Below are 24,109 nucleotides of genomic sequence, written 5' to 3'. Positions count from 1 at the left end.
TAAGCCACTTCGCCAGTACACGAATAGGTAACTAGACACGCAATGACCATAAAACGTGATGACTTCGACCCTAAAGCATATAACCCTGAGTTTAAACGCCACTTCCTATCGCCTAAGTACTGGGGCACGTGGTTAGGTGTTATCTTATTTTTACCTTTATCATTAATGCCACTGAGTTTACAAAAGTGGTTGGCGAAAACCATAGCCAAAAAACTGTCGAAATCTCACAAAGGGCCAGCTCACCGCGCGAGGGTTAACTTTGAGCTGTGTTTTCCGGAAAAATCGTTCCAAGAACGTGAAGCTTTGATAGAAAAAACACTCTACACAGCGGCCATGTTCTTTTTTCGCTTCGGGTTACTAAGTTTACGCTCACCAAAATGGCTTCAGAAACGTTGCCAAATTCGCGGCCTAGACATTTTACGACAGCACATTGATAGCAACGAAAATGTAATTTTAATGGTTCCCCACTCTTGGGCAATTGATGTGCCTGCTATCTTGCTCGCTTCAATGGGAATGCCAGTTTCTGCAATGGCGAAGAAACAAAAGAATGATGTTGCTGACTGGCTGATGCACAAGCAAAGGGTCCAATACGGTGGTCGTGTTTATGAACGCTCAGGTGGCATTAAGCCTTTTCTGAAATCCATTCGAGATGGCTATATAGGGTATTATCTACCTGATCAAGATCACGGCCCAGAGCATAGTGTGTTTGTGGATTTTTTTGCAACACGTAAAGCAACGCTACCTGGTTTAGGCAAAATTGCGAAACTATCACGCTCAAAAGTACTGTCTCTATTTGCGTCGATGAACACTGAAGATGGTACGTTTGATATTGAGATTTTACCAGCGTTTGAGCTGGATAAAGGCGAAGAGCAAGACGCTCGTACCTGTAATGAAGCCATTGAATATTTTGTCGGTGATAAACCCGAACAATATATGTGGGTACTGCAGTTGCTGCACTCTCAAGAAGACGGCAATAACTATTACAACCTATTTAAACCGAGATACAACACTGACTGGCAAATAAGCAAATGAAAAAAATCTTAATTATTGGCCCTTCTTGGGTTGGCGATATGGTGATGTCGCAATCTCTTTATATTGTCTTAAAGCAACTCCATCCAGAAAGCCAAATTGATGTAATTGCACCAGGTTGGTGTAAACCAATTCTTGAGCGTATGCCAGAAATCCACCAAGCGATTGAAATGCCTATTGGCCATGGTGAATTTAACTTATTAGGCCGCAGGGAAATTGGTAAATCATTACGTGAAAAGCAATATGACCACGCCTATATCTTGCCTAAATCAGCGAAATCAGCACTGATCCCATGGTTTGCCAACATTCCTCTTCGTACTGGCTGGAAGGGAGAAATGCGCTATGGTTTATTGAATGACTTACGCCCCAACATGAAGTCTTTTCAATACATGGTAGAACGCTATGTAGCATTAGCTTATCCAAAAGCAGAGATGGTGGACTCTAATTCTCTTGGCGGGCTTGAAACCTTACCTCGCCCACGCCTTGCAATCAACGCGGCAGAGCAACAAGCCACGCTCAAAAAGTTCAACTTAACGCACGACCAACCAATCATTGGACTGTGCCCAGGAGCAGAGTTTGGTCCTGCCAAAAAATGGCCCGAAACACACTACGCTGAAGTTGCAACGCAAATGGCTCGCTCTGGGCATCAAATCTGGTTGTTTGGTTCTCAAAAAGACTTAGAGACTTGTAACAATATCCGCGCACTTGTCCCGACGCAATTCCATAAGAACATTCATGTTCTAGCAGGACAAACCAGCTTAATTGAAGCGGTCGATCTACTTGCTGCATGCAAGACTGTTGTCGCGAATGACTCAGGCTTAATGCATGTGGCAGCTGCGGTTGGTTGCAATGTTGTTGCCGTGTATGGCTCAACTTCACCGAAGTACACCCCCCCACTCGCAGAAAAAGTGGAGATTGTTCATACCGATATTGATTGTCGCCCTTGTTTCCAACGCGAATGTCAATACAAACACCTTAAGTGCTTGACAGAACTTTCGCCTAAGCAAGTGCTAGATAGCATCCAAAAACTTGACGCCATTACGATAAGCTCATGTTAGTTCGTATTGTTTATACCTTGCTGCTCGCTCTCGCGTCACCGCTGCTTTTATTTGGTTTGTACAAGAGCAAACCAAATAAGCCTAAGTTCGGCTCTCGCTGGAAAGAGCACTTTGGTCTTACTCCCAAGATAAAAAGCAACGACAAACCTATTTGGATACATGCCGTCTCTGTCGGTGAAAGCATAGCAGCTACACCTTTAATTAAAGCCCTTAAGGAACAAAACCCCGAACAATCTATTCTAGTTACTACAACAACGAGTACGGGAGCTGAACAGATTGCTAAGTTGGGTGATTTAGTTGAACACCGCTATATGCCAATTGACTTTGAGTTCGCTATCAAAGGTTTTCTTAAAGCAGCACAACCAAAACAAATGTTGATCATTGAGACTGAGCTGTGGCCAAACACGCTTCACAATGTTCACAAAGCGGGTATCCCTATAACTGTCGTGAATGCGCGCCTATCTGAAAAATCATGCAGCAACTACGCCAAAGTTCAACCTTTGTTTAACGTTATGTTGCCATGCCTAGCTCAAATCCTTTGTCAGACAGAGTCAGACGCAAACCGATTTGAACGACTGGGTATTGATAAAGACAAATTAGCCGTAACTGGCTCTATTAAGTTTGATATTCAAATATCAGAGCAAGTGAAACAGCAAGGACAGCAACTTCGTGCTCAGATTGGAAACGATCGTCCGATTTGGATTGCCGCTAGCACCCACAAAGGCGAGGACGAACAGGTATTAGATGCACATAGACAAGTTTTAAAATCTCATCCAAATGCTTTACTCGTTTTGGTTCCTCGCCATCCAGAACGATTTGATGATGTATTCACGCTTTGCCAACAGCAAGGCTTTAACACTGTGCGTCGTACTTCAACGCATGCAGTAGAGACGAATACTCAAGTATATCTCGGCGATACAATGGGTGAGATGCTAACGTTGATGGGCGCAGCGGACATCTGCTTTATGGGTGGAAGCCTAATTGGAGATAAGGTTGGTGGGCACAATGTGCTAGAGCCCGCAGCACTGGGAGTCCCTGTAATCACGGGACCAAGCTATTACAACTTCCAAGATCTGGTTACGAAGATGCTTCATAAGAAAGTTATCAAACTGATTGAGTCACCTAACGAGATGAGTCTAAAGGTTGAAGCTATGTTTCAAGATGCGTTAGCAAAAAGTGTAGTTCAAGAAAACCTCCTTAGCTTTGTCAAAGATAATGTTGGTGCGCTAACTAAGACAATTAGATGTATTGAGAGTATAAAATGAAAGTTTTTGTTATTAACTTGAAACGCTCAGTTGATAGAAGAGTTCGCATGGAAAATGCACTCAACAAAGCCAACATACCATTCGAATTTATAGAAGCGATAGATTCCTCTGCGCCAAACTTTCTATACTCTGAACGTAGCAATGATGACCTTACTCGAAAACGATTTGGCTATAGGCTAGTTGAGAACGAAATTGCTTGCTTCTCTAGTCACCACCTAGCCTGGGAAAAGTGCTTGGAGGTAAACGAACCAATACTGGTTCTAGAAGATAACTGCGACTTATTGCCTGAGTTTTTTGACGTGTTTTCACATTTCGACACATTAGCGGAACAATACGACTTTCTAAAACTTGCGGCAACCAAGCCTAAATCATTTAAAGTTATATCTTCAGTTAATAACAAACTTAATATTGTACGCTTCAACAAACGCACATGCGGTATTATGGGATATATTCTAACTCCACATGCAGCTTCGAAATTCATAAAAAACGCAACTCAGTTTATAGAACCTGTAGATGACTACATGGAAAAACCGCATAAACATGGTGTATCCACTTATGTTTTAAGACCAGATATTGTCAAAAGAGCCGATATTCCATCAACAATTGGCAGTTCTCGAAAAGATAAATCTGATATAAACCTCTGCAATAAGATATACATTGAGCTTTTCAGACTCTACGAACAAATTCAAGACAGGCTTGTAGTTCACCGAGATAAATGACGAAAAATATGCCCCGATATTTTAGTTTCGGGGCATATTTTATTGTTTAAAAGGACAGCTATCTAAAAGAGGTTGAATATCTATTTTTATGTCATAGTTCTTGGGCAACTCACAGAGCTCTTCGATACTAGTGGAAGACGATACTTTGATAGGTAAATTACACTCTCGTCCCACTGAAAGGTAGTAATCGAAGAATTTAAACTCTCCTCCTTCCACCGTGTCATCAAAAGAAATATGGTGAGCAGGCACACCATAAGCGTCAGCAATAATAATTCCGTGTAACGAGCTTGAAACGATTAGCTCACAAGATGCAATATCATCAATAAATGCCTGCACATCATCAGTTTCAATATCAATGACCTTTACATCATCAGGAAAATTTTGCTTGAAGAACGCGTCATTCTTATTATTGTAGTGCGGAATAATACCTAACTTGTATGCTGACTCTGCTTCGTTGGGCTTTATTAATGTCGGAAGAACTAAAGCAGGATCACAATAAATTTCTGGGCATTCAATTCCTCGAGCGATTAAGATATCTCTGGTTTTAGGACCACGAACTGCATGCACTTTTTTAGGTTTGAAAAGTGGCGTTTTTCTATCCGATATAATACCACTGCCCCAAACAATCGCATTATCATTCGAAGATTGCAAGACAGAACCAATGACTAAATAGTGTTCTTTATTCGATTTATCTGATGACCAAACAGCACGTTTACCAGATAACTGCTCTACGATAAACTTATTTACGACATCGCCAAAATTAACTCGTCCATTCCACCAATGTAGTGCTATTTCTTTTGTTGCATCAACTTCTTGAGATTTATCATACTTATACGATAAACGCTTAACAAAACCGCGAAAACCTTTATAGTTTTTCACCTTATCTCCTACTTATAGATAGATTTAAGTTTATCTTTATAAAACTTGACGTTCCTTTTGTAATAGAGCTTTAGAAATAGACCAAAATATTTATTATTATATATTTTGTTCAGTTTCCATATTCTTTGGTTCGCTGCTTTAAATTCTCTATCTCGTTTTTGTTGATCAATACTTTGCTGTAAGGACCATGAGCCTTCATGCATACTCCTATATACAGACATTTTATCAGGAGTATACAAAGCGCCTCTACCTAGAGTAATTACTGCCTGTAGAATTGAGTGGTAGCATTCATGGTGAAAAAATTCTCTATTCTTAGATACGATATCAAGAAAGGGCTTCGCCCTAAACAGAATAGACGCTAAAGGCATCATGGAGCCACCTTTCATGATAACATCTTTATCACTTACTCTGTAAACAGTATCTCCTATATAACCATATCGCTTATCCTCTAGCCTATCGTCAATAAGAGTAAAAGCGGGGTGAAAACAGGCATCAATATCACGATTTTCCTCTAGTAGATCATACTGCTTTTGCAATTTCTTATTATCAATCCAATAATCATCACCTTCACATATGGAAATATAATCACCTTCTATCAACGGAAATAGAAATGATACTACTGTTATGCCTTTAGAGTATTGATTTTCCTTTGGAAAGCAGCACTTTATTTTAATTTTCCCTTTATAATTTGCCACTATTTCATCGATGATTTCTCTACTATTATCAGTTGAACAATCATCATAAATAATCAACTCAATATCAAAGTCTGACTTTTGATTCAGAATACTTTCGATAGAGGTTTTTATGTACTCCTGGTGGTTATAACAAATACACAACACTGACACTTTATTATTCATCGATAATCTCAACTATACTTCATCATTGGAATAATATGCTATTGAACATTAAGAAATTCGATCTGATCAATATCGATAGCAATCAAATTTGTATTTTTCATTACATCCAACCTTTCAGGGAACTCATTATCAATAAATATCCCACTCCCCTCAACAAAAGATGATTTTTTATCTCCATCCTGAACAACAATTATTTCTTTAAAAAGATTAAAATTCACATTAATTTTTTTCAGGGTATCTTTTACTACCTTCTTATGTCGAGTAATAAGATACAGTTCTGCGTTTTTTTCATTCAACCGCTCAAGTAATGAAATTGTTTCTGTAATTGCTTCTTCTTCCCAAATCAAGGTTTCATCGAGATCAAAATATATACGATCAAAATCTTTGTACTCGTTAAGATATTTAGCATCAACAAACTTAAACGTACTTACCTTCCGCTCATAGAGGTTTTGAATTATAACGAGAGCCAGGTTTATTCCACACGCTCGTAAAATACGCAACTCGTTAGCCTCAAGCTCTTGAGAAACATCAAGTTCGAAGCTATCTTTTTTTACCTCAACTCGTACCAACTGGTTGCAAGGAATAGTCCGTATTGAATCTTCTAATTGCTTTATCAAATATGTATATTGGGCAGAGTTATGATCCAAACAACGACACTCTCCATGATATTTTCCAACCATACCAACTATTTTTTTCTCACCGGAAAAGTCACTTAATATATATAATGATATTGATTCGAAATTTGGAACTAACTCTTCCAGTTTTTCGCATGTAATTCTATACCTAGATTCTTGGTAATTACTTAGCGAATCACCAAAAACTACCTTGTTATCTTTTACAGTAATAGATAGTTCGGTATATTCTCGTGTTTCGGTTGTCCAAAACATGTATTTGTCAGTATCAAAGTGTAGATTTGATGCACTATAAATACAGTGCGTTGAATACCTCAAGCTCCAGATAAATTCTCTTGCCACGGAGGATAAGTCATTATCGATGAAACAATAAGGGATGTTAGCTCGCATGAATCTACACCCATCCCCAAGACTTCACAGATTCACGCTCATCCATTTCTTTTTTCAATTTTTCCAACATCTCTTTTAATAAGACTGGCTCATAACCTAACAAGCGCTTTTGCTCTTCAATATCATAGATGGCGCATTTGTAAGTACGCTTACTATTACAATATTTATAATTAATTTTATCTGGCTCTCGCCCAAAAGTATGCCCTATAGATTTTACAAATTCTTCTGTTGTCACCGCTTCTCCAGTGCCTACATTGAATGTGCCTCTATCTAAACTTGAGCGAGAACAAAGATCAATTAAAGAAACCAAATTATCAATATGGACATAATCACGCTTCATTTCAGGATCTCCCCAGATTTCTAACTCATTACTAAACATAGCATTCTTAATAATTTTCAAGAATGGCATAATTACCTCTCTTCCATCTACGAGGTAATGAGGATCATCAGGAACCATGAACATCATTGGTAAACGTAGGTTAAATACCCGTATTCCGAAGCACTCACCATAGTAATCACCCATCATTTTAGCACTGGTCTTTGAAATCGCATACATTGTATGATCACCTTGATAATTAATTGCTAAAGGTAGATCATTACCTAACAACTTATTATTCTCCCAATGTAATTCATAATCCCTATGTGTCGTGGTATAAATATATGTTGGTATCTTACTTTTTCTCACAAATTCTAATATATTAAAAACACCACTAATATTTACGTCAACATAACTTCTTAGCGTTTTATCTAAATCGGTATTCTCAGAAGTTGTAATTATACTTGGTTGAATGCCAGCAAAATTCACAACAAGGTCTATATCTGTAGGTAAAGAATTATAAAAATGAATATCCTGTATATCACCTTGAATATAATTAACTCCCTCAATTTCCTTTGGTATAGTGCTTGAACGACCTACACCAAACACTTCATAACCTTTATTTAAGTAAAACTTAGCTGTATATCTTCCAGAGTTTCCTGTAACACCAAAAATAAGAACTTTCATAAAACACCTATTTCAATATATTTTTTTCAATCATGCTTATTATATTTTCTTTACTTTCATTCATCATCACATCAATAATAGACAAATGACTAATAAAACTATCCTTGTTATTAAACTGATAATACTCATCTGCGCAAAACTCTATAAAGTTTAATGATATCCCTTCATTTTTAAACTCTTCTTTATCATATAGACTAACCCCTCCGAGGGTATTCACGTAGTTATTACAATTATAAATATGACAAAGATTATAAATTTTTTCTTTTGCTGACTTATCTCTTTCGTAATCAATGTTTGAGGTAAAGTCAAATTTAAAATCTAAACCTAGATATTTAAACACTTCAATGATAGAAAGCGCTGATATTTTTGATACACTTCGATCTTTATAACAAATAACCTTTTCTATTATAGGAAAAACCTCATCAAAAAATGGTGCTTTAGAGTAGTTTTGACGTATCGTTGATAGTAACTTTCCCGTCTTATCAGTGTATTCTAAATCCTTTATTAGCGTAAAACTCGAAGCTTTATGAATCGGCAATGTAAACAAGTGCTTGCCATTTTTCGTCAAAATGTTATTACGATTGATGTAACCACCCTTGATATATGTCACATCATCATAAAACAAAAAAAAGTCACTATGGTATGCTAATTGATAGTATCCAATATATGGAAACAAATATGGCTGCATTAAAGCCAACTTCATGACATTACTTCCTTAACAACATTTACTACAGTTAATAGTTCAGACTCAGTCATATTCGCATGAAGTGGCAAACAAATCGCGCCTTCAGAAATTTTTTGACTTACAGGGCAACCAAAGCTTTTTCTGTTGGGGTAAGCAACATCCAAAGACGGAGTGAAATATCGTCGGTGTTGAATGTCATGCTTCGACAAAGCATCAAGAAGCGTTTGCTGCTGAGCTGCATCTTCTATATAAATCGGCATGTAAGAACCATTGTATGACGCTTCTGGTAGCCAAAGAGGTAATTCAACGTAAGGTTCTAAAAGCGCCCGGTACAAACTAAATAGGTGAGATCGATGCTCAAGCACCTCTCCAATCTGGTCAAGTAGTGTTAATCCTACTGCGCATTGGTACTCATTCAACTTTGCATTAATACCTGGCTCGCCTAATTGTCCATTCGCTTGAAGACCAAAGTTAATTAACTCTTTCGCACATAAATAATCTTCATGACGCTTGAATACAATTGCACCACCTTCGACTGTATGGAATATCTTAGTAGCATGAAAACTCAATGTACTAGCATCGCCAAAGTTTAAGAGAGACTCCTGACCAACCTTAACTCCAAATGCATGAGCAGCGTCGTATAGAACTTTGACCTTATATTGCTCTGCAATTTCTTTGAAACTCTCAACTTCACAAGGATTTCCATATACATGTGTTGCAACAACCCCATCTACTTGAGAATTTGCTTCAAGAGCTGCTTTCAAAGCATCTGGAGATAAGTTATAAGATTTTGAATCGATATCGCAATAGCTCACATCAATACCTTGCCACATCAACGCTGATGAAGTTGCAACAAAGCTAAATGGTGTAGAGATCGCGGATTCAATTCCTAAAACTTTACATGCCACCTGAAGTGCCAGCGTACCATTAGAAACTAACAATAAGTTTTTAACACCCAAAAACGTTTCAAGTCGTCTAGTAAGCTTTTCATGCAATGGCCCAAAGTTAGTATACCAACCACTCTCATTTACTTGAGATAAATAGTTAGAAAGCTTAGTTAAGTCTGGGGCTAATGGACTGTTAAGTTTAATTGTCATCTTCGCTCACAATGCTTGATAGGTAGATACCATAATTGTTCTTCTTAAGGGCATCAGCTGCCGCCATTAACTTCTGTTTGCTAATCCAACCATTGTTAAAGGCAATTTCTTCCAAACATGCAATCTTATAACCTTGTCGTTTCTCTATCGTCGAAACAAATTGAGCAGCTTCGAGCAAGCTTTCGTAAGTACCTGTGTCTAACCAGGCAAAACCACGCCCTAACATTTCAACATTGAGCTCGTTTGCTGTTAGGTACATTTGATTTAATGTGGTAATTTCCAGCTCACCTCGCTCTGATGGTTCGACTTGCTTAGCTCTACTCACGACTTGGTTGTCAAAGAAGTACAGCCCCGTCACAGCATAGTGGCTCTTTGGCTTAGCTGGTTTTTCTTCAATAGAGATAGCTTTTCTGTCGGCGTCAAACTCAACCACACCAAAGCGCTCAGGGTCTTTCACTTGGTAGCCAAACACCGTAGCCCCATTGCCACTCTCTGCCGTCTCAACCGCTTTCTTTAACTTTGGAGTGAACCCTTGCCCATAAAAGATGTTGTCACCCAGCACCAAACATACTGAGTCATCGCCAATGAAGTCTTCACCAATGATGAAGGCTTGAGCTAAGCCGTCTGGGCTTGGCTGAATCGCGTATTGCAACTCAATGCCAAACTCTGAGCCATCACCCAATAGGCGCTGAAATCCTTCCTGGTCTTCTGGCGTGGTGATGATCAAGATTTCACGAATGCCCGCAAGCATGAGTACTGACAACGGGTAGTAAATCATTGGTTTGTCATAAACCGGCAGTAACTGCTTAGAGACACCGCGTGTAATAGGGTAAAGGCGAGTGCCCGAGCCACCAGCTAAAATAATGCCTTTCATTATTCGCCCGCTCCTAGTCGCTCAAGACTGTATGAGCCATCAAGCACGCGTTGCCACCATTGCGGATTATTGAGGTACCATTCCACGGTTTTGCGAATACCGCTTTCAAAGGTTTCTTCTGGCGTCCAGCCAAGCTCTTGAGCAATCTTGGTGGCATCAATTGCGTAACGCACATCATGACCGGGGCGATCTTTCACATACGTGATCAAAGATTCATAAGACTCAACACCTGCAGGTTTGTTTGGTCGCAGCTCTTCAAGCAAAGCACAAATGGTTTTCACCACTTCGATGTTGGCTTTTTCGTTATGGCCACCAATGTTGTAGGTTTCACCGACTTCACCTTCGTTGACCACTTTGTAAAGCGCGCGAGCATGGTCTTCCACAAACAGCCAATCTCGGATCTGCATACCATCACCATACACAGGCAACGGCTTGCCATCGAGGGCATTTAGAATCATCAGAGGGATCAACTTCTCTGGAAAGTGATACGGGCCATAGTTGTTGGAGCAATTAGTGATAAGTGTTGGTAAGCCATAAGTACGTTGCCAAGCGCGAACCAGGTGATCGCTCGAAGCTTTAGATGCAGAATATGGGCTGCTCGGCGCGTATGAGGTGGTTTCGGTGAACAAATCATCCGTTCCCTCTAGATCGCCATACACTTCATCCGTAGAAATATGATGAAAACGGAATGCCGATTGGCGCGCTTCATCTAAGCCCGACCAATATTGACGAGCCGCTTCAAGCAAATGGTAAGTGCCCATCACGTTGGTCTCAATAAAAGCAGCAGGACCATCAATAGAGCGATCGACATGAGACTCGGCGGCCAAATGCATCACCCTATCGGGTTGATGCTCTGAAAACACGCGATCTAGTTCAGCTCGGTCACAGATATCTACTTGCTCAAAGTAGTAACGTTCACTCTCTGAGACATCAACCAGTGATTCTAGATTCCCTGCGTAGGTCAGTTTATCTAAATTGATAACGGTATCTTGGGTGTCACGAATGATATGTCGGACAACGGCTGACCCAATGAAGCCAGCTCCACCGGTTACTAATATTTTCATTACAAATGTTACCTACGTTAATTTTTGTGCCATCAGATACACATGAATACTTTATGATTATTGTAGTTTATAGACTCACTCGAGCATCGTTAGACTCAAGAAGGCTTACTTAGAGCAATTAATATAAAATGATAAAAAACTCAATTAAGATTGAGAAGCATAACCGTCCTGAAAATGTTCAAAATCGGATTCTTGCCAAATAATCTGTCGCTTTAAACGCTCTTTATTAAATGAACGCAGAAGTCTATTTAGATTTTGATGCTTCCAGTCACCAGAAGTTTCAAAACGACACTTATCAAAATCGATAATCCATACCTTATCTTTGTCGTCGATCAAGATATTGTGGATATTCAAATCGGTATGGTTAACGCCAACCTGATGCATCTTGGCAATTTCTTGCCCTATTTTCTGATACATTTCTACCGATAAAGACTGTTCTTGCAAGATACTAACCAGATCTCTGGCGTTTGGGATTCGCTCACTTAATAAATCAGCTTGATAGAAGAGTCCTGACTTTACGGCTCTTGCTGCAATAGGACGAGGAACGTGCACCCCAGCCTCAATTAGCGCCAACAAAAGCTGAAACTCTTGCGCACAACGGGTGTTATCCCAGCCAGAGAACCAATAATGATCGTTAACTAACTTCCCAAACAAACCGCCACGACGGTAATGACGTAGTGCCGCTTGCATGTTCTCTAGTTGGATAAACCATGTCGTGCCTCGCCCCGTCGCACTGCCAACCACCTTGTCGGAGGACTGCCAGTATTCCGCATCAAATATCGGTTGGCTAGGGTCTGTAATGATCTCGTCATCAAACCAGATCACTTGGTTGTTGTTTTTATACTGTTGAGTCATACGCTCACCCTCTAGCCTAAATACCGGCTGGCTAATATATACAACCAAGTAAATGCAGCAAACGCCAAAGCAACCATAACGGCAGCAGAGCCTATATCTTTAGCTCGACCACTGAGTTCATGCCGTTCAATACCGATACGATCCACTACCGCCTCAATCGCTGAGTTTACAAGCTCTACAATCAAGACTAATACCACGACCCCGATCATTAAGATACGCTCAACCATGCCGACATCCACTAGCCAAGCCAAAATCACGGCGATACTCAACAGAGCCAACTCTTGTCGAATGGCAGCTTCATGCTTAAAAGCCGCTTTTAATCCTTGGATCGAATAACCCGTCGCTTTAACGATGCGCTTTAGTCCGGTATTACCCGGCTTGCCAGATTCTTGCGATTGATGTGGTGTTGTCTTTGACATTGCAGAACACTTATCAGTACTTAGCTATATTCGAGCCGTGTATTTTACATTTATTGGGGATGTCTGCATAATTTACCTGCCTCTATTCATCGAATCAGACAATAATTATGTTCACTTCTGCCCCATCGTCACTATGCGTCTTGCGTTTGTCCGCTATCGGAGACGTTTGCAATACTATCGCCAGCATTCAAGCTATTCAGAAACACTGGCCTTCGACCCAGATTACTTGGATAACGGGTAAACTTGAAGCCCAGTTATTAGCCGCCATCGATGGTGTAGAAGTGATTGTTTTTGATAAAAAAGCGGGACTTGATGGCTACAAATCACTTTGGCGACAGCTGAAAGGCAGAGAGTTTGATGCGCTATTGCATATGCAGTACGCGATTCGAGCGAGTATCGCAACGTTGGGCATTAAAGCAAAATACAAACTTGGTTTCTCTTCTGATAGAAGCCAGGACTTTCAAACACTATTTACCAATGTCAAAGTGCCTTCCCCGCAATCTCTGCATGTCGCAGATGGCTTAATGGCCTTTACCCATCAAATTGGGGTACCAAAGGCAGAACTAGACTGGGTACTTTCTTATTCAGACCACGACCAAGCTTGGGCAGAGTCTCATATTTCTCGTAGTAAACCTAACCTGCTGATTGTGCCTGGTGCGAGCAAAGCTTATAAAAACTGGAACGCGGAAGGTTATGTGGATGTGATTCATCACGCCAGAGCAAAAGGCTGGAACGTGATTCTGGCAGGCAGCCCTGCTCAGGTAGAATTGGATCTGGCAGAAGCCATTCAATCTCGCTTGGAAGAACCGTGTCTAAATTTAGTTGGACAAAGTTCAATTCTGCAAATGCTTGCGTTAATAGATAAGGTTGAAATGGTCATCGCCCCCGATACCGGACCAGCACACATGGCGAATGCAATGAAAACACCAATCATCGGGCTCTATGCACACCATAATCCGCTGCGAGTGGGACCTTACCGTTATCTAAAATACGTTGTCTCAGTGTATGAAGAAACGATCTTTGCGGAAACAGGTAAAAACAGTCACGAGTTAAGCTGGCGAACTCGCGCTAAAGATGAAACGGCAATGAACCGCATTACCAGCACTCAAGTAATGAGCATGTTCGATCAAGTCTTAGAAGATTTGTATCCTCAATACCAGTAAACTTACTGTCTTGATTTGTTAAGAAGGAAATGACCTTGTCCAAACCAACCTTAGCCGTTGCCTTAATTGTAAAAAATGAAGAGAAGCACTTACAAGCTTGTCTAGACACAGTAAAAGATTGGGTCGATGAGATTGTCCTTCTAGACTCGGGCAGCACCGATCGCACCGAAGAAATCGCCCGACAATACACAGATAAGTTTTACACCAATCTAGATTGGCCAGGTTTCGGTAAACAACGCCAACTTGCGCAGCAATACGTTACGGCAGACTACGTTTTATGGCTTGATGCAGACGAACAAGTCACTCCAGAGCTAACAGAAAGTATCTTACACGCGGTATCAGCCAATAAGCCGAACGTTTTATACAAACTTAATCGACTAAGCTCTGCGTTTGGTAAGTTCATCTACCATTCTGGTTGGTCTCCAGACTGGATTGTGCGCTTATATCGCACCGAATATACGCAATATAATGATTCGCTCGTTCATGAAAAAGTTGATGAGAAAAACTATCAAACTGAAAAACTGGATGGTCGACTGCATCACTACACTTACGAGCACCTTCATCATTACATCAATAAAACCACTGGCTACCTCAAGGCCTGGACGGATGAACGTGAAGGTAAAAAGAAAGCAGGTTTAACGACCGCTATCGTTCACGCTCTTGCTAGCTTTTTGAAGATGTATGTTCTCAAACGAGGCTTCCTTGATGGCAAACATGGCTTCATTCTAGCTTGGCTAAGCATGCACTCTACTTTTGTAAAATATATCGATCTCTACTTACGTGAACAGGCAAAAAAATCATGAAAACGACTTTAATTATCACCACTTACAACTGGAAAGAAGCATTAAAAGCGGTGTTAGAAAGCGTGAAACGTCAAACCGTTTTGCCTGATGAAGTCATCGTTGCAGATGACGGTTCTCGAGACGATACCAAAGCAATGATCGACCAACTGCGTGACGGCTTTCCGGTTCCACTTATTCATAGCTGGCAGGAAGATAATGGCTTTCGTGCTGCGATGAGCCGCAACCGTGCCATCGCAAAATCCTCTGGTCGTTATATCATAATTATTGATGGTGACATGGTGCTATCACCATCATTTATTGAATCACATAAACGCGTCGCAAAGCCAAATTGGTTTGTGCAGGGTGGACGTGTGCTGACAGATGAAAACTGCAGTAAAGCGATTATGGAAAGCAGCCTAGTACCTTCTATTTTTAGCAAAGGTATTCGCAATCGCAAGAACTGTATCACCAATATACTGCTATCAAAATGGTTCTCGCGTAAACGTAATAATGCTAATTCAACACGCAGCTGTAATATGGCATTCTGGAGAGAGGATGCACTTGAGGTCAATGGCTTCAACCAAGATTTTGTCGGCTGGGGACGTGAAGATAGCGAGTTTGTTCACCGTATGTTGAATGCGGGCAAGTCACGTCTTTACCTAAAATTCGCAGGTGTAGGCTACCACTTGTACCACGTAGAAAACTCGCGCGCGTCACTCGGACAAAATGACGAGATTTTAGAAAACACCATTAAAAACAAGCTTAAACGCTGTGAGAATGGTGTTGATCAATTTTTAGAAGCTTAAGATTATAAAAAGGGGCGTTTCGCCCCTTTTTTATTGTTGCTGAGATAAAGCGAAGTACTTATCGGCAACCATCAATGAGATCAAACGCTCTTTACGTTTATCTTTGAACTGCTCAACCCACTGGTGCGCATTTTCAATGATCGCTAATGCTTCTTGCTCATTCGCTAGGTAATAATCCATCTTTTCGGGTAAATCCGAATAGTCATCCTTCACTTCAACATAGTGGACGCCTGCCTCTAACTTACCTTCCATAAACCAAGTCTCATATTTTGGCTTTGACATAATAACCAAGGAGTTAGACGACATAGCCCACTTAAGGTTGGTGGCCACATCATTGCCTTCTATACAGAGCAAAAACTTATACTGCAGTTGCTCTTCAATACTCATAAAGCCCTTTTCCCATGGTTTCCCTTCTACCGGGCGGGTCTGGCCAATATTGCATTGCGGATGGTTGTAAAACGCATGAATCACCTTTTTACGATGCGGCTGAAAACCCACGCCGCGCCACGCTACCATGTCCTTTTTATCTTGATAGCGAACAGGATCATCAATAAATTTAAAATGACGAACTTGATTAAGTTTCAACACCACTGAATTTTGGTTGTTACCAAAAATAGGGCGGCTTTTTATAAAGCTCGGTACATTGGGGATGTGTGTAACATCGCCGTTGATGTAGTTAAACGCAAAACTGGAAGGGAAATAGCGTACAACTTGGCGAAGATCGAAAAAATACGTCCAGCCTTTCGTTTTTTTGAATGTATCGATGGTCGAGTAACTTTGTTCTCGGCTATCAACTGAAAACGGCGTTTCACACTTATTGTAATAGTTCACCCGCTCAATACAGCGTTGCTGCTCTGCTTCGGTCAGATTCGAAAGTAAACGCTTGGCTTGTGCTCGATATACAAAGCGAGGGATAAGTATCGAGAGAGCGTTTGAGAAATAATAAGGGAACTTACTGTCTTTCATTGAGTTTTTCCCCAATCGCGATGGCTACTGGCTTGGGAACGAATTGTTCGATACTTCCGCCATGAATCGCTACTTCTCTCACGATAGTCGACGATAAAAACGCAAACTCTTCTTCAGGAGTTAAAAATACGCTCTCGATTCCTGGTAATAGCTTTCGGTACATGTTGGTCAGTCCAAACTCGTATTCAAAGTCTACCGTTGTTCGTAAACCACGGATAAGAACCTTAGCTTTCTCATTTCTCGCGAAATCCACTAATAACCCGGAGAACCCCTTTACCGTCACACCAGGTAAATGCGCTACAACGTCCTGCATCAGTGCAACGCGCTCTTCCAATGAAAACATAGTGTTCTTCGATGGGCTTGCGGCTACGCCAATCACAACCTCATCAAACATTTCGTGAGTACGTTCTATTAGATTGAGGTGACCATTAGTCACTGGATCAAAAGTGCCCGGATAAATGACTTTCATATAATTTACTAAGTTATTCGAAACTGATTGAATTATTGAGGCTCGAACGCAAGATTACAACAACTTAAGCTCGATAATAGCTCGACTTACTTCTGACACTCACTACAAAAGAAGGTATTACGTTGGCCAATCTTTAGCTCTTGAAGTCGTTCGCCACACTCTGGGCATGGCTCTCCGGGTTTTCCGTAAACCAATAACTCTTGTGCAAAGTAACCCGGCTTTCCATCGGCTTGCGCAAAATCTTTCAGAGTAGTCCCACCTTGCGTAATGGCAATCTCAAGTGTCATTTTGATATTTTCAACAAGTAACCTCCACTCTTGAGAAGTCAACTTACCTGCGGGCCTTGAAGGGTGAATTCGAGATTTAAACAACGACTCATTCGCGTAGATGTTCCCAACACCAACCACGACTTTGTTGTCCATGATGAACTGCTTGACGGCGACACGCTTATTTTTAGCTTTCTCCGCTACATATTCCGCATTGAACTCTTCAGTTAAAGGCTCAGGCCCCATGTTTGCTAGCACAGCATGTGACTCGCCAGGAGCACACCACAGCCATGCCCCAAAACGACGCGGATCGTTATAACGCAGTATTTTTCCACTGCTTAGTTTGAGATCCACATGATCGTGCTTTGCTGGCGGAAAGTCGGCATCTAGGACACGTAAAGACCCAGACATGCCCAAGTGAACAATGGCTGTACCTGTGTTTGTCTCGATCAGTAAGTATTTCGCACGACGGCTAATCGCACGGATCACCTGCCCTTCCAATTTTTTAAGCTCTGTAGGAATATCCCAGCGCAATTTAGGCGTTCGAAAAGTAAACGACTGGATCGTTTGTCCAACCATGTGGGGGCTAATCCCCATACGGCTCACTTCAACTTCTGGCAACTCAGGCATTAGATTCTCCAATTCACCGGCTAATAGTTCTCGCTGCTAGCATAATCGAAAAGAAAAACGATAAATAGGGAAGCTTATTAGGGGTATAGGCGCAAAAAGGCTCTACTCTGGCATAAGGTAGTTTTCATCGACGGAGATAGCGACCCATTTGTCTTGCCAGGTTTTAAATAGCCAAAAATCAGGTAAACGAAAGAAAGTCACCCGCTGCGGCTCTTCGAGATCCTGATACCAAACTTCTACCGTTTCAGGTACCGTCAGGTTAGGTTTTAAATGATCGTACTGTTCTGAGGTGAGCTCGGTCCCTTCCAATGATTGCCAGCGTGATACAAGTTCACTGATCGGTGCATCAACTTTGATGTTGGATTGCCATCGTCCATCATGCAGTTCAAACTCCCAGCCACTATAGTACAAAGACTCCACCGTATAGTCGGAGCGAAGTACATTTGGGTAAGGGTCTGCTTGGTCTGTTAATAGGTAAGTTTTGATCCACATCGGCGCATTTAAGATCACTATAAACGCGATAATGCCCAGAATAAGAATATTGTTCCATCGGCGGCGACGAGCCGGACTCACACGCATAACCATCTCTACTCTCTTATCGTTATGAGTAAACTACCAAAGAGTATTGAGCTTGACTAGAACAACGGTGTGCAAGTGTGTAGGGAAGTGGTAACGAAGCGGCAGAGAGCGATCAATCAAAAATTCGAGTATAGAGTCGGACCAGTAAAATAACTTCAGCAGTACTTTATAATCCGATGACGTACTGAACACTTTATCTTCAGCACTTTTATTCAGGTAATAAAAAACCCAACTCGAAAGTTGGGTTTTTCAATTCATCAAAGAGACTGAAACCAATTATTTGATTTTTGCTTCTTTGTACATAACGTGCTGGCGAACTACTGGATCAAACTTTTTGATCTCAAATTTGCCTGGCATGTTACGCTTGTTCTTATCAGTTGTGTAGAAGTGGCCTGTACCTGCAGAAGATACTAGACGGATTTTCTCACGAACGCCTTTCTTTGCCATTGCTTATTTCCTCTTAAACGTTTTCGCCACGTGCACGCATGTCTGCAAGAACAGTATCAATACCTTTCTTGTCGATGATGCGCATACCTTTAGCAGATAGACGTAGTTTAACAAAACGTTTTTCGCTCTCTACCCAGAAACGATGAGTTTGTAGGTTCGGCAGAAAACGACGCTTAGTAGCATTTCGTGCGTGTGAACGGTTGTTACCCGTTACTGGACGCTTACCAGTTACTTGGCATACTCGTGACATGAATGTCTTCTCCAAAATCGTTTCAGCTCGATATCAACCTTGGTGGCCGAACCTCTCTATCTCTCGAAAAGAAGTTAGAGGTTAAGAACCGCTATGGAAAATCCATACAAGGCTATCAAAGGTCGCGCATTATACTAACTTGATATGCATTGCTCAAGACCCGAACAGATCCTTTTTACAGGTTTTCGTGATCTTTTTTTAGACAGCAGATTTTTTTAGCAGTCCAAGCTGAATTCAGTTAAAAATTTAGTGGCGTGGATGATAGCAGATTTTTAGCAACTAACAACCTAAAAAACGCACAGTTATATCCAGCCTCTTTCAGCAAAAGAGACACTTTCCCCATCTCCGATGACGAAATGGTCCAAAATACGAATATCCACCAATGCTAATGCGTCGATGAGACGCCTTGTAATCCTTCTGTCAGCTTGGCTCGGCTCAGCGACGCCTGAAGGATGATTGTGCGCCAAAATCAAAGCCGCCGCGTTATGATGCAGAGCACGCTTGACGACTTCTCTCGGATACACCGACGCTGCATCCAACGTTCCTTCAAATAAAATTTCATCTTTTATCACTCGGTGCTGGTTATCGAGAAAAAGAATATAAAAAGCCTCTCTTTGCCGATCCCTTAAAATAGAAGACAGATATAACTTAGTTTGGTCGGGGCTGGTTAAGGCATCACCACGCTTTAGCGTCTCCGCCAAGTAACGTTGTGTCATTTCTAGTACCGCTTGCAACTGAACATACTTGGCTTGCCCTAATCCTTTGTGACGACAAAACTCTTCTTCTGATGCTGAAAATAGTTGTCTGAGCGAACCAAAGTCTTGAATAAGGAAGTCTGCAAGCTCAATCACGTTCATTCCGCGGGTGCCTGTGCGCAAGAAGATGGCCAGCAGTTCGGCATCGGTCAAAGCTTGCGGCCCTCGTTGCAGTAGCTTCTCTCTGGGCATGGACTCATTTGGCAAAGCTTTCAATATCATCTGATGTCTCTTTATATGGAAAGTGTCCCTATTCCACAAAACAAAAAGCGAAAGTCGAGTATGACTTTCGCTTTCTTCGTACCATCAGTGCTTTCCATGCAACTTAACAGTTCATCAGAGTTTAAAGTTGCCAACCAAGCCGTGAATTTCCGTTCCAGACTGTGATAGCTGCGTGCTGATTGACTCGGCATGCTGCAACGTCTCATTAATGTTGTTCACGATCTGTTGAATAGCCACTAAGTTTTGGTTGATGTCTTCTGCAACCGCACTTTGTTCTTCTGCGGCAGACGCGGTTTGAATACCCATATCTCGAATTGTTCCGATAGAATGATGAACACCAGAAAGAGATTGCTGAATGAGCGCAGATTCTTCCGCCGTTTTGACACCTCGTTTTTGGCTCACCGACATCGTACTGACCGCTCTTGATACACCATTTTGTAGCTGCTTGAGCATGTCGCCAATTTCATGAGTACTATTTTGCGTACGACTGGCTAACGAGCGCACTTCATCCGCAACGACGGCAAACCCTCGACCTTGCTCACCGGCTCTAGCCGCTTCAATCGCCGCATTTAGGGCCAACAAATTCGTTTGCTCGGCTATCTCGCCAATCACATCCAGCACTTTGGTTATTTTTTCGGTCTGTAAACTCAACTCAGAAATTGCATCTGACGTGCTGTCTATCTCCGTCACGAGTTCGGTAATGCCTTCTATTGCTTGCTCGACCTCATGCTGAGCGGCGGTGACTTGACTGTTGGCATCGTCAATTGCCTGCGCGGTCGAATTGGTATTGCTGGCTACTTCTTTGGCAGTCATGCTCATTTGCGTCACTGCCGTCACGACTTTGTCCGTCTCTAAACAGTGATCCTGCATTTGACCGCTCGCTTGGCTGGTCTGAGTGTTCAGGCTTTGAGAAACGGTCTGTACTGTCGTCGCAGAGCGATGAATGTCCTGCATCAGTGGGTGCAGCTTATCCATAAACTCATTAAACGCGGCCGCCACTTCACCGACTTCATCCTGACTTTCGACTTTTAAACGAGCCGTTAAGTCACCGCCGCCTGCGGCAACATCTTTTAATGAAGCCGCGACATGTTGTAATGGCTGAATGCCTTTAGACACCACGATACTGGTGAGAACACTGGTAATGATCAATCCAATAACGGAAATCAACACGGCAGATAACGTATGCTCTTTTAGCTCTTGAGTCTTTAACTCTCTGTGCATCGCAACTTGCTGGTCGATGTCATCAATATAAACGCCAGTACCTAAAACCCAGTCCCATTTCGATAGATATTCTGCATAGCCCAACTTAGGCGCTTGTGCGTCAATGGTCGGTTTGTGCCACGAGAAATAGAGGAACCCATCCCCTTTTTGAGAAGCGTCAATCAAGCCCGCAATAACTGCGACCCCATTTTCATCTTTTAAGTCGTAAAGGTTTTTACCCTCTAATGCAGGTTTGATGGCGTGCAACGTATTCACACCTTGAGAGTCGTAGGCAAAAAAGTAACCATCGCTTTCAAAGCGCATGGCTTTCAGAATTTCTTTTGCTGCCTCTTTATTACTTCCATTTACATCCGCGTCGTATAACGGTTTTATCGCCGTCACGCCCATCATCATATAGGCTTGTAACTCTTTCTTTTTCGTTTCGATGAGCTCTTGCCTGTCTCTTGCTAACTCCGCTTCCAAACTTTTACTGCTGTTGATGTAATACACCACTGAGATCAACGTAGTGATCAACAGCAGCGGAATTAGGGTTATCAGCAGCAATTTGTTTCGACTTTTCAACACCATGGTTTCCACTACCTCTTTTTCTTTTCAGACTTGCAAACTCCGCGCAACTTGTCTGTGAGGTAGGCGAGAATTTTCCCTTCCTCGGTCAGATTAATACTCTGGAGTTTGATGTGAATTATCTTCTCGTTATATATGCTCGGGCGGTCAGACTTTGAATTGTGTTAAAATCCGGTCATCAAATTGGAGATCTCACATGCAAACACTAGCAGGAAAGAAAATTCTACTCGGCATCAGTGGCGGTATTGCCGCGTATAAATGTGCGGAGCTAACCCGTCGCCTCATAGAGAGAGGAGCGCAAGTTCAAGTTGTAATGACGAAAGCCGCAAAAGAGTTCATTACCCCTTTAACCATGCAAGCCGTTTCGGGCCGTCCTGTCTCTGACAGTTTACTAGACCCAGCAGCGGAAGCCTCTATGGGCCATATTGAATTGGCCAAATGGGCAGATTTAGTGCTATTAGCGCCCGCGACCGCGGACTTAATCGCGCGCATGTCCGCAGGCATGGGGAACGATTTACTTACTACGCTCGTGCTCGCGACGGATTCCCCTGTTGCTGTTTCTCCGGCGATGAATCAACAGATGTATCGCAATATCGCAACCCAAGAGAACATCGCTACGTTAGCGCGTCGTGGTATGCACATCTGGGGCCCTGCGGCAGGGGAGCAAGCCTGTGGTGATGTAGGACCAGGTCGAATGCTGGAACCAATGCAGCTAGTACATCTATGTGAACAGTTCTTTCAACCAAAATTGCTAGAAGGTAGGTCGATACTCATTACCGCCGGACCAACTCGCGAAGCGATTGATCCAGTGCGTTACATTACGAACCATAGCTCCGGGAAAATGGGCTATGCATTGGCGAGCGCCGCAGCGCAGATGGGAGCAAAAGTCACCCTCGTGAGCGGTCCTGTCAGTTTAAATACGCCCGTAGGTGTTGAGCGCATAAATGTTTCCAGTGCACAAGAGATGCACGAAGCCGTTATGACACATGCAAACCAGCATGATGCCTTTATTAGCTGCGCTGCCGTTGCCGACTACCGCCCACAAACGATCGCGTCTCAAAAGTTGAAAAAGACAGAAGACAACGACGAAATGGTCATTAATATGGTTAAAAATCCTGATATTGTTGCATCTGTGGCAGCAATGACGGAGAAGCGTCCGTTTACCGTCGGTTTTGCGGCTGAAACCAATGATGTAGAGACCTACGCTCGAGGCAAGTTAACAAAGAAAAACCTCGATATGATCTGTGCAAACGACGTTTCGGTTGCAGGGCAAGGATTTAATAGCAACGACAACGCAATTACCCTTTACTGGCCTGAAGGTGAACTTGCGCTCGCTTTAGAATCAAAAGAAGCATTGAGCTTTAAAATTCTCGAAAAAATGCATCAATTGATGTAACTAACGTTTGAAAACCCTGCCAATTTTTTACAAAAGCTGGCATAAATTTGGTACAAAAATGACAACTAAGGGTGTTAAATCTCCCATTCCACCCTTAGTGGTCTAGTTTGAGGCGAAATAGCGTCTTATAATCCCCTCCGCTCAACTTTGTATTTTGAAAGGAAGTAACTAATGGCCGGCAGTAAAAAATCCAACCGTCGTGAAGAGATCTTACAAGCATTGGCAGAAATGCTTGAATCAACAGATGGCGCTTCACGCATTACTACGGCAAAGCTGGCCAAGCAAGTCGGCGTTTCAGAAGCCGCGCTGTATCGTCATTTCCCAAGTAAAGCGCGCATGTTCGAAGGGTTGATTGAGTTTATTGAAGAAGCCTTGATGACACGTATCAACCGTATTCTAGACGACGAAAAAGATACACTAGAGCGTATTCGTATGGTGATGCACCTTATTTTGGCGTTCTCTGAACGTAACCCAGGTCTGACACGCATTTTGTCGGGTCATGCTCTAATGTTTGAAAATGAACGTCTACGTGAACGCATCAATCAACTCTTTGAGCGTATAGAAACACAATTGCGCCAAATCCTGCGTGAACGTAAGATTCGTGAAGGGAAGTCTTTCCCTGTCGAAGAGCGCATCCTAGCCGCGCAAATTCTGGGACAAGTTGAGGGGAGCCTAAACCGCTTTGTGCGTAGCGACTTTAAATACCAGCCGACTGCAAACTTTGACGAGTACTGGGCGCTTTTGAGTGCACAAATAAAGTAAAAGAC

27 protein-coding genes are annotated in these 24,109 nt (G+C 42.1%); 9 read left to right on the top strand and 18 right to left on the bottom strand.

From position 1 onward, the window contains the following. Window positions 1-42 precede the first annotated feature (42 nt). Genes lpxM through R7041_RS06730 form a run of 4 tightly spaced genes read left to right on the top strand, consistent with a single transcriptional unit; the run spans window position 43 to window position 4,071 of the window. Window positions 43-1,032, top strand: coding sequence for a lauroyl-Kdo(2)-lipid IV(A) myristoyltransferase (lpxM, locus tag R7041_RS06745; RefSeq protein WP_206949337.1), 990 nt, complete (start codon window positions 43-45; stop codon window positions 1,030-1,032). Next, window positions 1,029-2,087, top strand: coding sequence for a lipopolysaccharide heptosyltransferase II (gene waaF / locus R7041_RS06740; RefSeq protein ID WP_206949338.1), 1,059 nt, complete (start codon window positions 1,029-1,031; stop codon window positions 2,085-2,087). Before lpxM ends, waaF begins: the two co-directional genes overlap by 4 nt. Then, window positions 2,081-3,352 (top strand): lipid IV(A) 3-deoxy-D-manno-octulosonic acid transferase, encoded by a 1,272-nt coding sequence (gene waaA, locus R7041_RS06735; RefSeq protein WP_206949339.1) that lies wholly within the window; start codon window positions 2,081-2,083, stop codon window positions 3,350-3,352. Before waaF ends, waaA begins: the two co-directional genes overlap by 7 nt. Further along, window positions 3,349-4,071, top strand: a complete 723-nt coding sequence (locus R7041_RS06730; protein ID WP_206949340.1) for a glycosyltransferase family 25 protein — start codon at window positions 3,349-3,351, stop codon at window positions 4,069-4,071. The genes waaA and R7041_RS06730 overlap by 4 nt, the downstream gene beginning before the upstream one ends. A gap of 39 nt (window positions 4,072-4,110) precedes the next feature. On the opposite strand, the gene R7041_RS06725 is transcribed toward R7041_RS06730, so the two are convergent. The 10 genes from R7041_RS06725 to R7041_RS06680 all read right to left on the bottom strand — a co-directional run bounded on the left by R7041_RS06725 (window position 4,111) and on the right by R7041_RS06680 (window position 12,826). Continuing rightward, window positions 4,111-4,950: a polysaccharide pyruvyl transferase family protein gene (locus R7041_RS06725; RefSeq protein WP_206949341.1), complete on the bottom strand. Its 840-nt coding sequence runs from the start codon at window positions 4,948-4,950 to the stop codon at window positions 4,111-4,113. 8 nt (window positions 4,951-4,958) lie between these two features. Next, complete coding sequence (locus tag R7041_RS06720) at window positions 4,959-5,807, bottom strand: glycosyltransferase family 2 protein (RefSeq protein WP_206949342.1); 849 nt, start codon at window positions 5,805-5,807, stop codon at window positions 4,959-4,961. A 38-nt stretch (window positions 5,808-5,845) separates the two neighbouring features. Beyond that, window positions 5,846-6,829, bottom strand: a complete 984-nt coding sequence (locus tag R7041_RS06715; RefSeq protein WP_262652082.1) for a hypothetical protein — start codon at window positions 6,827-6,829, stop codon at window positions 5,846-5,848. A gap of 4 nt (window positions 6,830-6,833) precedes the next feature. Further along, a complete protein-coding gene (locus tag R7041_RS06710; protein ID WP_206949344.1) occupies window positions 6,834-7,832 on the bottom strand; it encodes an NAD-dependent epimerase/dehydratase family protein in 999 nt (332 codons plus the stop codon). Window positions 7,833-7,839: 7 nt separating this feature from the next. Then, on the bottom strand, window positions 7,840-8,535 hold the full coding sequence (locus R7041_RS06705) for a WbqC family protein (protein WP_206949345.1): 696 nt from the start codon (window positions 8,533-8,535) through the stop codon (window positions 7,840-7,842). Further along, entirely contained in the window at window positions 8,532-9,614 is a 1,083-nt protein-coding gene (locus tag R7041_RS06700; protein WP_138939701.1) for a DegT/DnrJ/EryC1/StrS family aminotransferase, read from the bottom strand. The genes R7041_RS06705 and R7041_RS06700 overlap by 4 nt, the downstream gene beginning before the upstream one ends. After that, entirely contained in the window at window positions 9,604-10,488 is an 885-nt protein-coding gene (gene rfbA / locus R7041_RS06695; protein WP_206949346.1) for a glucose-1-phosphate thymidylyltransferase RfbA, read from the bottom strand. The genes R7041_RS06700 and rfbA overlap by 11 nt, the downstream gene beginning before the upstream one ends. Next, window positions 10,488-11,552, bottom strand: a complete 1,065-nt coding sequence (rfbB, locus tag R7041_RS06690; RefSeq protein ID WP_064368911.1) for a dTDP-glucose 4,6-dehydratase — start codon at window positions 11,550-11,552, stop codon at window positions 10,488-10,490. Before rfbB ends, rfbA begins: the two co-directional genes overlap by 1 nt. 144 nt (window positions 11,553-11,696) lie before the next feature. Beyond that, window positions 11,697-12,407 carry a 3-deoxy-D-manno-octulosonic acid kinase gene (locus R7041_RS06685; RefSeq protein WP_005379425.1) on the bottom strand — a complete coding sequence of 237 codons (711 nt, stop codon included), beginning with the start codon at window positions 12,405-12,407 and terminating at the stop codon, window positions 11,697-11,699. Between the two features lie 11 nt (window positions 12,408-12,418). Then, complete coding sequence (locus tag R7041_RS06680) at window positions 12,419-12,826, bottom strand: diacylglycerol kinase (RefSeq protein WP_005395798.1); 408 nt, start codon at window positions 12,824-12,826, stop codon at window positions 12,419-12,421. 107 nt (window positions 12,827-12,933) lie between these two features. Between R7041_RS06680 and R7041_RS06675 the strand changes: the two genes are divergently transcribed. The 3 genes from R7041_RS06675 to R7041_RS06665 are packed head-to-tail and all read left to right on the top strand — an operon-like array spanning window position 12,934 to window position 15,577. After that, window positions 12,934-13,989 (top strand): glycosyltransferase family 9 protein, encoded by a 1,056-nt coding sequence (locus tag R7041_RS06675; protein ID WP_206949348.1) that lies wholly within the window; start codon window positions 12,934-12,936, stop codon window positions 13,987-13,989. Between the two features lie 35 nt (window positions 13,990-14,024). Continuing rightward, on the top strand, window positions 14,025-14,792 hold the full coding sequence (locus R7041_RS06670) for a glycosyltransferase family 2 protein (protein ID WP_206949349.1): 768 nt from the start codon (window positions 14,025-14,027) through the stop codon (window positions 14,790-14,792). Further along, entirely contained in the window at window positions 14,789-15,577 is a 789-nt protein-coding gene (locus R7041_RS06665; RefSeq protein WP_138939696.1) for a glycosyltransferase family 2 protein, read from the top strand. Before R7041_RS06670 ends, R7041_RS06665 begins: the two co-directional genes overlap by 4 nt. 30 nt (window positions 15,578-15,607) lie before the next feature. Here the strand turns inward: R7041_RS06665 and R7041_RS06660 are convergent, their stop codons facing one another. The 8 genes from R7041_RS06660 to R7041_RS06625 all read right to left on the bottom strand — a co-directional run bounded on the left by R7041_RS06660 (window position 15,608) and on the right by R7041_RS06625 (window position 21,949). After that, on the bottom strand, window positions 15,608-16,543 hold the full coding sequence (locus tag R7041_RS06660) for a glycosyl transferase family 90 (protein ID WP_053303391.1): 936 nt from the start codon (window positions 16,541-16,543) through the stop codon (window positions 15,608-15,610). Continuing rightward, on the bottom strand, window positions 16,530-17,012 hold the full coding sequence (coaD, locus tag R7041_RS06655) for a pantetheine-phosphate adenylyltransferase (RefSeq protein ID WP_017820709.1): 483 nt from the start codon (window positions 17,010-17,012) through the stop codon (window positions 16,530-16,532). Before coaD ends, R7041_RS06660 begins: the two co-directional genes overlap by 14 nt. Before the next feature lie 86 nt (window positions 17,013-17,098). Continuing rightward, the gene (gene mutM, locus R7041_RS06650; RefSeq protein WP_042522608.1) at window positions 17,099-17,908 is read right to left on the bottom strand and encodes a bifunctional DNA-formamidopyrimidine glycosylase/DNA-(apurinic or apyrimidinic site) lyase; all 810 of its coding nucleotides are present in this window, start codon (window positions 17,906-17,908) and stop codon (window positions 17,099-17,101) included. Window positions 17,909-18,010: 102 nt separating this feature from the next. After that, on the bottom strand, window positions 18,011-18,487 hold the full coding sequence (locus tag R7041_RS06645; protein WP_031777180.1) for a hypothetical protein: 477 nt from the start codon (window positions 18,485-18,487) through the stop codon (window positions 18,011-18,013). Between the two features lie 276 nt (window positions 18,488-18,763). Further along, window positions 18,764-18,934 carry a 50S ribosomal protein L33 gene (gene rpmG / locus R7041_RS06640; protein WP_004410866.1) on the bottom strand — a complete coding sequence of 57 codons (171 nt, stop codon included), beginning with the start codon at window positions 18,932-18,934 and terminating at the stop codon, window positions 18,764-18,766. Window positions 18,935-18,947: 13 nt separating this feature from the next. After that, on the bottom strand, window positions 18,948-19,184 hold the full coding sequence (gene rpmB, locus R7041_RS06635; protein WP_005384783.1) for a 50S ribosomal protein L28: 237 nt from the start codon (window positions 19,182-19,184) through the stop codon (window positions 18,948-18,950). Between the two features lie 302 nt (window positions 19,185-19,486). Beyond that, a complete protein-coding gene (gene radC, locus R7041_RS06630; protein WP_017820707.1) occupies window positions 19,487-20,161 on the bottom strand; it encodes a RadC family protein in 675 nt (224 codons plus the stop codon). A 114-nt stretch (window positions 20,162-20,275) separates the two neighbouring features. Beyond that, window positions 20,276-21,949 carry a methyl-accepting chemotaxis protein gene (locus tag R7041_RS06625; RefSeq protein ID WP_206949350.1) on the bottom strand — a complete coding sequence of 558 codons (1,674 nt, stop codon included), beginning with the start codon at window positions 21,947-21,949 and terminating at the stop codon, window positions 20,276-20,278. A gap of 193 nt (window positions 21,950-22,142) precedes the next feature. Between R7041_RS06625 and coaBC the strand changes: the two genes are divergently transcribed. Further along, the gene (gene coaBC, locus R7041_RS06620) at window positions 22,143-23,342 is read left to right on the top strand and encodes a bifunctional phosphopantothenoylcysteine decarboxylase/phosphopantothenate--cysteine ligase CoaBC (RefSeq protein WP_005384780.1); all 1,200 of its coding nucleotides are present in this window, start codon (window positions 22,143-22,145) and stop codon (window positions 23,340-23,342) included. Window positions 23,343-23,513: 171 nt separating this feature from the next. After that, the gene (gene slmA / locus R7041_RS06615; RefSeq protein WP_005379386.1) at window positions 23,514-24,104 is read left to right on the top strand and encodes a nucleoid occlusion factor SlmA; all 591 of its coding nucleotides are present in this window, start codon (window positions 23,514-23,516) and stop codon (window positions 24,102-24,104) included. Window positions 24,105-24,109: the final 5 nt, after the last annotated feature.

The sequence above is a fragment of the Vibrio sp. 1751 genome (assembly GCF_033339895.1).
Lineage (GTDB): Bacteria > Pseudomonadota > Gammaproteobacteria > Enterobacterales > Vibrionaceae > Vibrio > Vibrio alginolyticus.
The sequence above is the reverse complement of the archived record's forward strand: the minus strand, read 5'-3'. Positions and strand labels throughout refer to the sequence as shown.

What these genes read in the sequence shown, in the direction of transcription:
- lpxM (WP_206949337.1), top strand. Translation starts at nt 43, where the DNA reads ATGACCATAAAACGTGATGACTTCGACCCTAAAGCATATAACCCTGAG.
- waaF (WP_206949338.1), top strand. Translation starts at nt 1,029, where the DNA reads ATGAAAAAAATCTTAATTATTGGCCCTTCTTGGGTTGGCGATATGGTG.
- waaA (WP_206949339.1), top strand. Translation starts at nt 2,081, where the DNA reads ATGTTAGTTCGTATTGTTTATACCTTGCTGCTCGCTCTCGCGTCACCG.
- R7041_RS06730 (WP_206949340.1), top strand. Translation starts at nt 3,349, where the DNA reads ATGAAAGTTTTTGTTATTAACTTGAAACGCTCAGTTGATAGAAGAGTT.
- R7041_RS06720 (WP_206949342.1), bottom strand. Translation starts at nt 5,807, where the DNA reads ATGAATAATAAAGTGTCAGTGTTGTGTATTTGTTATAACCACCAGGAG.
- R7041_RS06715 (WP_262652082.1), bottom strand. Translation starts at nt 6,829, where the DNA reads ATGCGAGCTAACATCCCTTATTGTTTCATCGATAATGACTTATCCTCC.
- R7041_RS06710 (WP_206949344.1), bottom strand. Translation starts at nt 7,832, where the DNA reads ATGAAAGTTCTTATTTTTGGTGTTACAGGAAACTCTGGAAGATATACA.
- R7041_RS06705 (WP_206949345.1), bottom strand. Translation starts at nt 8,535, where the DNA reads ATGAAGTTGGCTTTAATGCAGCCATATTTGTTTCCATATATTGGATAC.
- R7041_RS06700 (WP_138939701.1), bottom strand. Translation starts at nt 9,614, where the DNA reads ATGACAATTAAACTTAACAGTCCATTAGCCCCAGACTTAACTAAGCTT.
- rfbA (WP_206949346.1), bottom strand. Translation starts at nt 10,488, where the DNA reads ATGAAAGGCATTATTTTAGCTGGTGGCTCGGGCACTCGCCTTTACCCT.
- rfbB (WP_064368911.1), bottom strand. Translation starts at nt 11,552, where the DNA reads ATGAAAATATTAGTAACCGGTGGAGCTGGCTTCATTGGGTCAGCCGTT.
- R7041_RS06685 (WP_005379425.1), bottom strand. Translation starts at nt 12,407, where the DNA reads ATGACTCAACAGTATAAAAACAACAACCAAGTGATCTGGTTTGATGAC.
- R7041_RS06680 (WP_005395798.1), bottom strand. Translation starts at nt 12,826, where the DNA reads ATGTCAAAGACAACACCACATCAATCGCAAGAATCTGGCAAGCCGGGT.
- R7041_RS06675 (WP_206949348.1), top strand. Translation starts at nt 12,934, where the DNA reads ATGTTCACTTCTGCCCCATCGTCACTATGCGTCTTGCGTTTGTCCGCT.
- R7041_RS06665 (WP_138939696.1), top strand. Translation starts at nt 14,789, where the DNA reads ATGAAAACGACTTTAATTATCACCACTTACAACTGGAAAGAAGCATTA.
- R7041_RS06660 (WP_053303391.1), bottom strand. Translation starts at nt 16,543, where the DNA reads ATGAAAGACAGTAAGTTCCCTTATTATTTCTCAAACGCTCTCTCGATA.
- coaD (WP_017820709.1), bottom strand. Translation starts at nt 17,012, where the DNA reads ATGAAAGTCATTTATCCGGGCACTTTTGATCCAGTGACTAATGGTCAC.
- mutM (WP_042522608.1), bottom strand. Translation starts at nt 17,908, where the DNA reads ATGCCTGAGTTGCCAGAAGTTGAAGTGAGCCGTATGGGGATTAGCCCC.
- R7041_RS06645 (WP_031777180.1), bottom strand. Translation starts at nt 18,487, where the DNA reads ATGCGTGTGAGTCCGGCTCGTCGCCGCCGATGGAACAATATTCTTATT.
- rpmG (WP_004410866.1), bottom strand. Translation starts at nt 18,934, where the DNA reads ATGGCAAAGAAAGGCGTTCGTGAGAAAATCCGTCTAGTATCTTCTGCA.
- rpmB (WP_005384783.1), bottom strand. Translation starts at nt 19,184, where the DNA reads ATGTCACGAGTATGCCAAGTAACTGGTAAGCGTCCAGTAACGGGTAAC.
- radC (WP_017820707.1), bottom strand. Translation starts at nt 20,161, where the DNA reads ATGATATTGAAAGCTTTGCCAAATGAGTCCATGCCCAGAGAGAAGCTA.
- R7041_RS06625 (WP_206949350.1), bottom strand. Translation starts at nt 21,949, where the DNA reads ATGGTGTTGAAAAGTCGAAACAAATTGCTGCTGATAACCCTAATTCCG.
- coaBC (WP_005384780.1), top strand. Translation starts at nt 22,143, where the DNA reads ATGCAAACACTAGCAGGAAAGAAAATTCTACTCGGCATCAGTGGCGGT.
- slmA (WP_005379386.1), top strand. Translation starts at nt 23,514, where the DNA reads ATGGCCGGCAGTAAAAAATCCAACCGTCGTGAAGAGATCTTACAAGCA.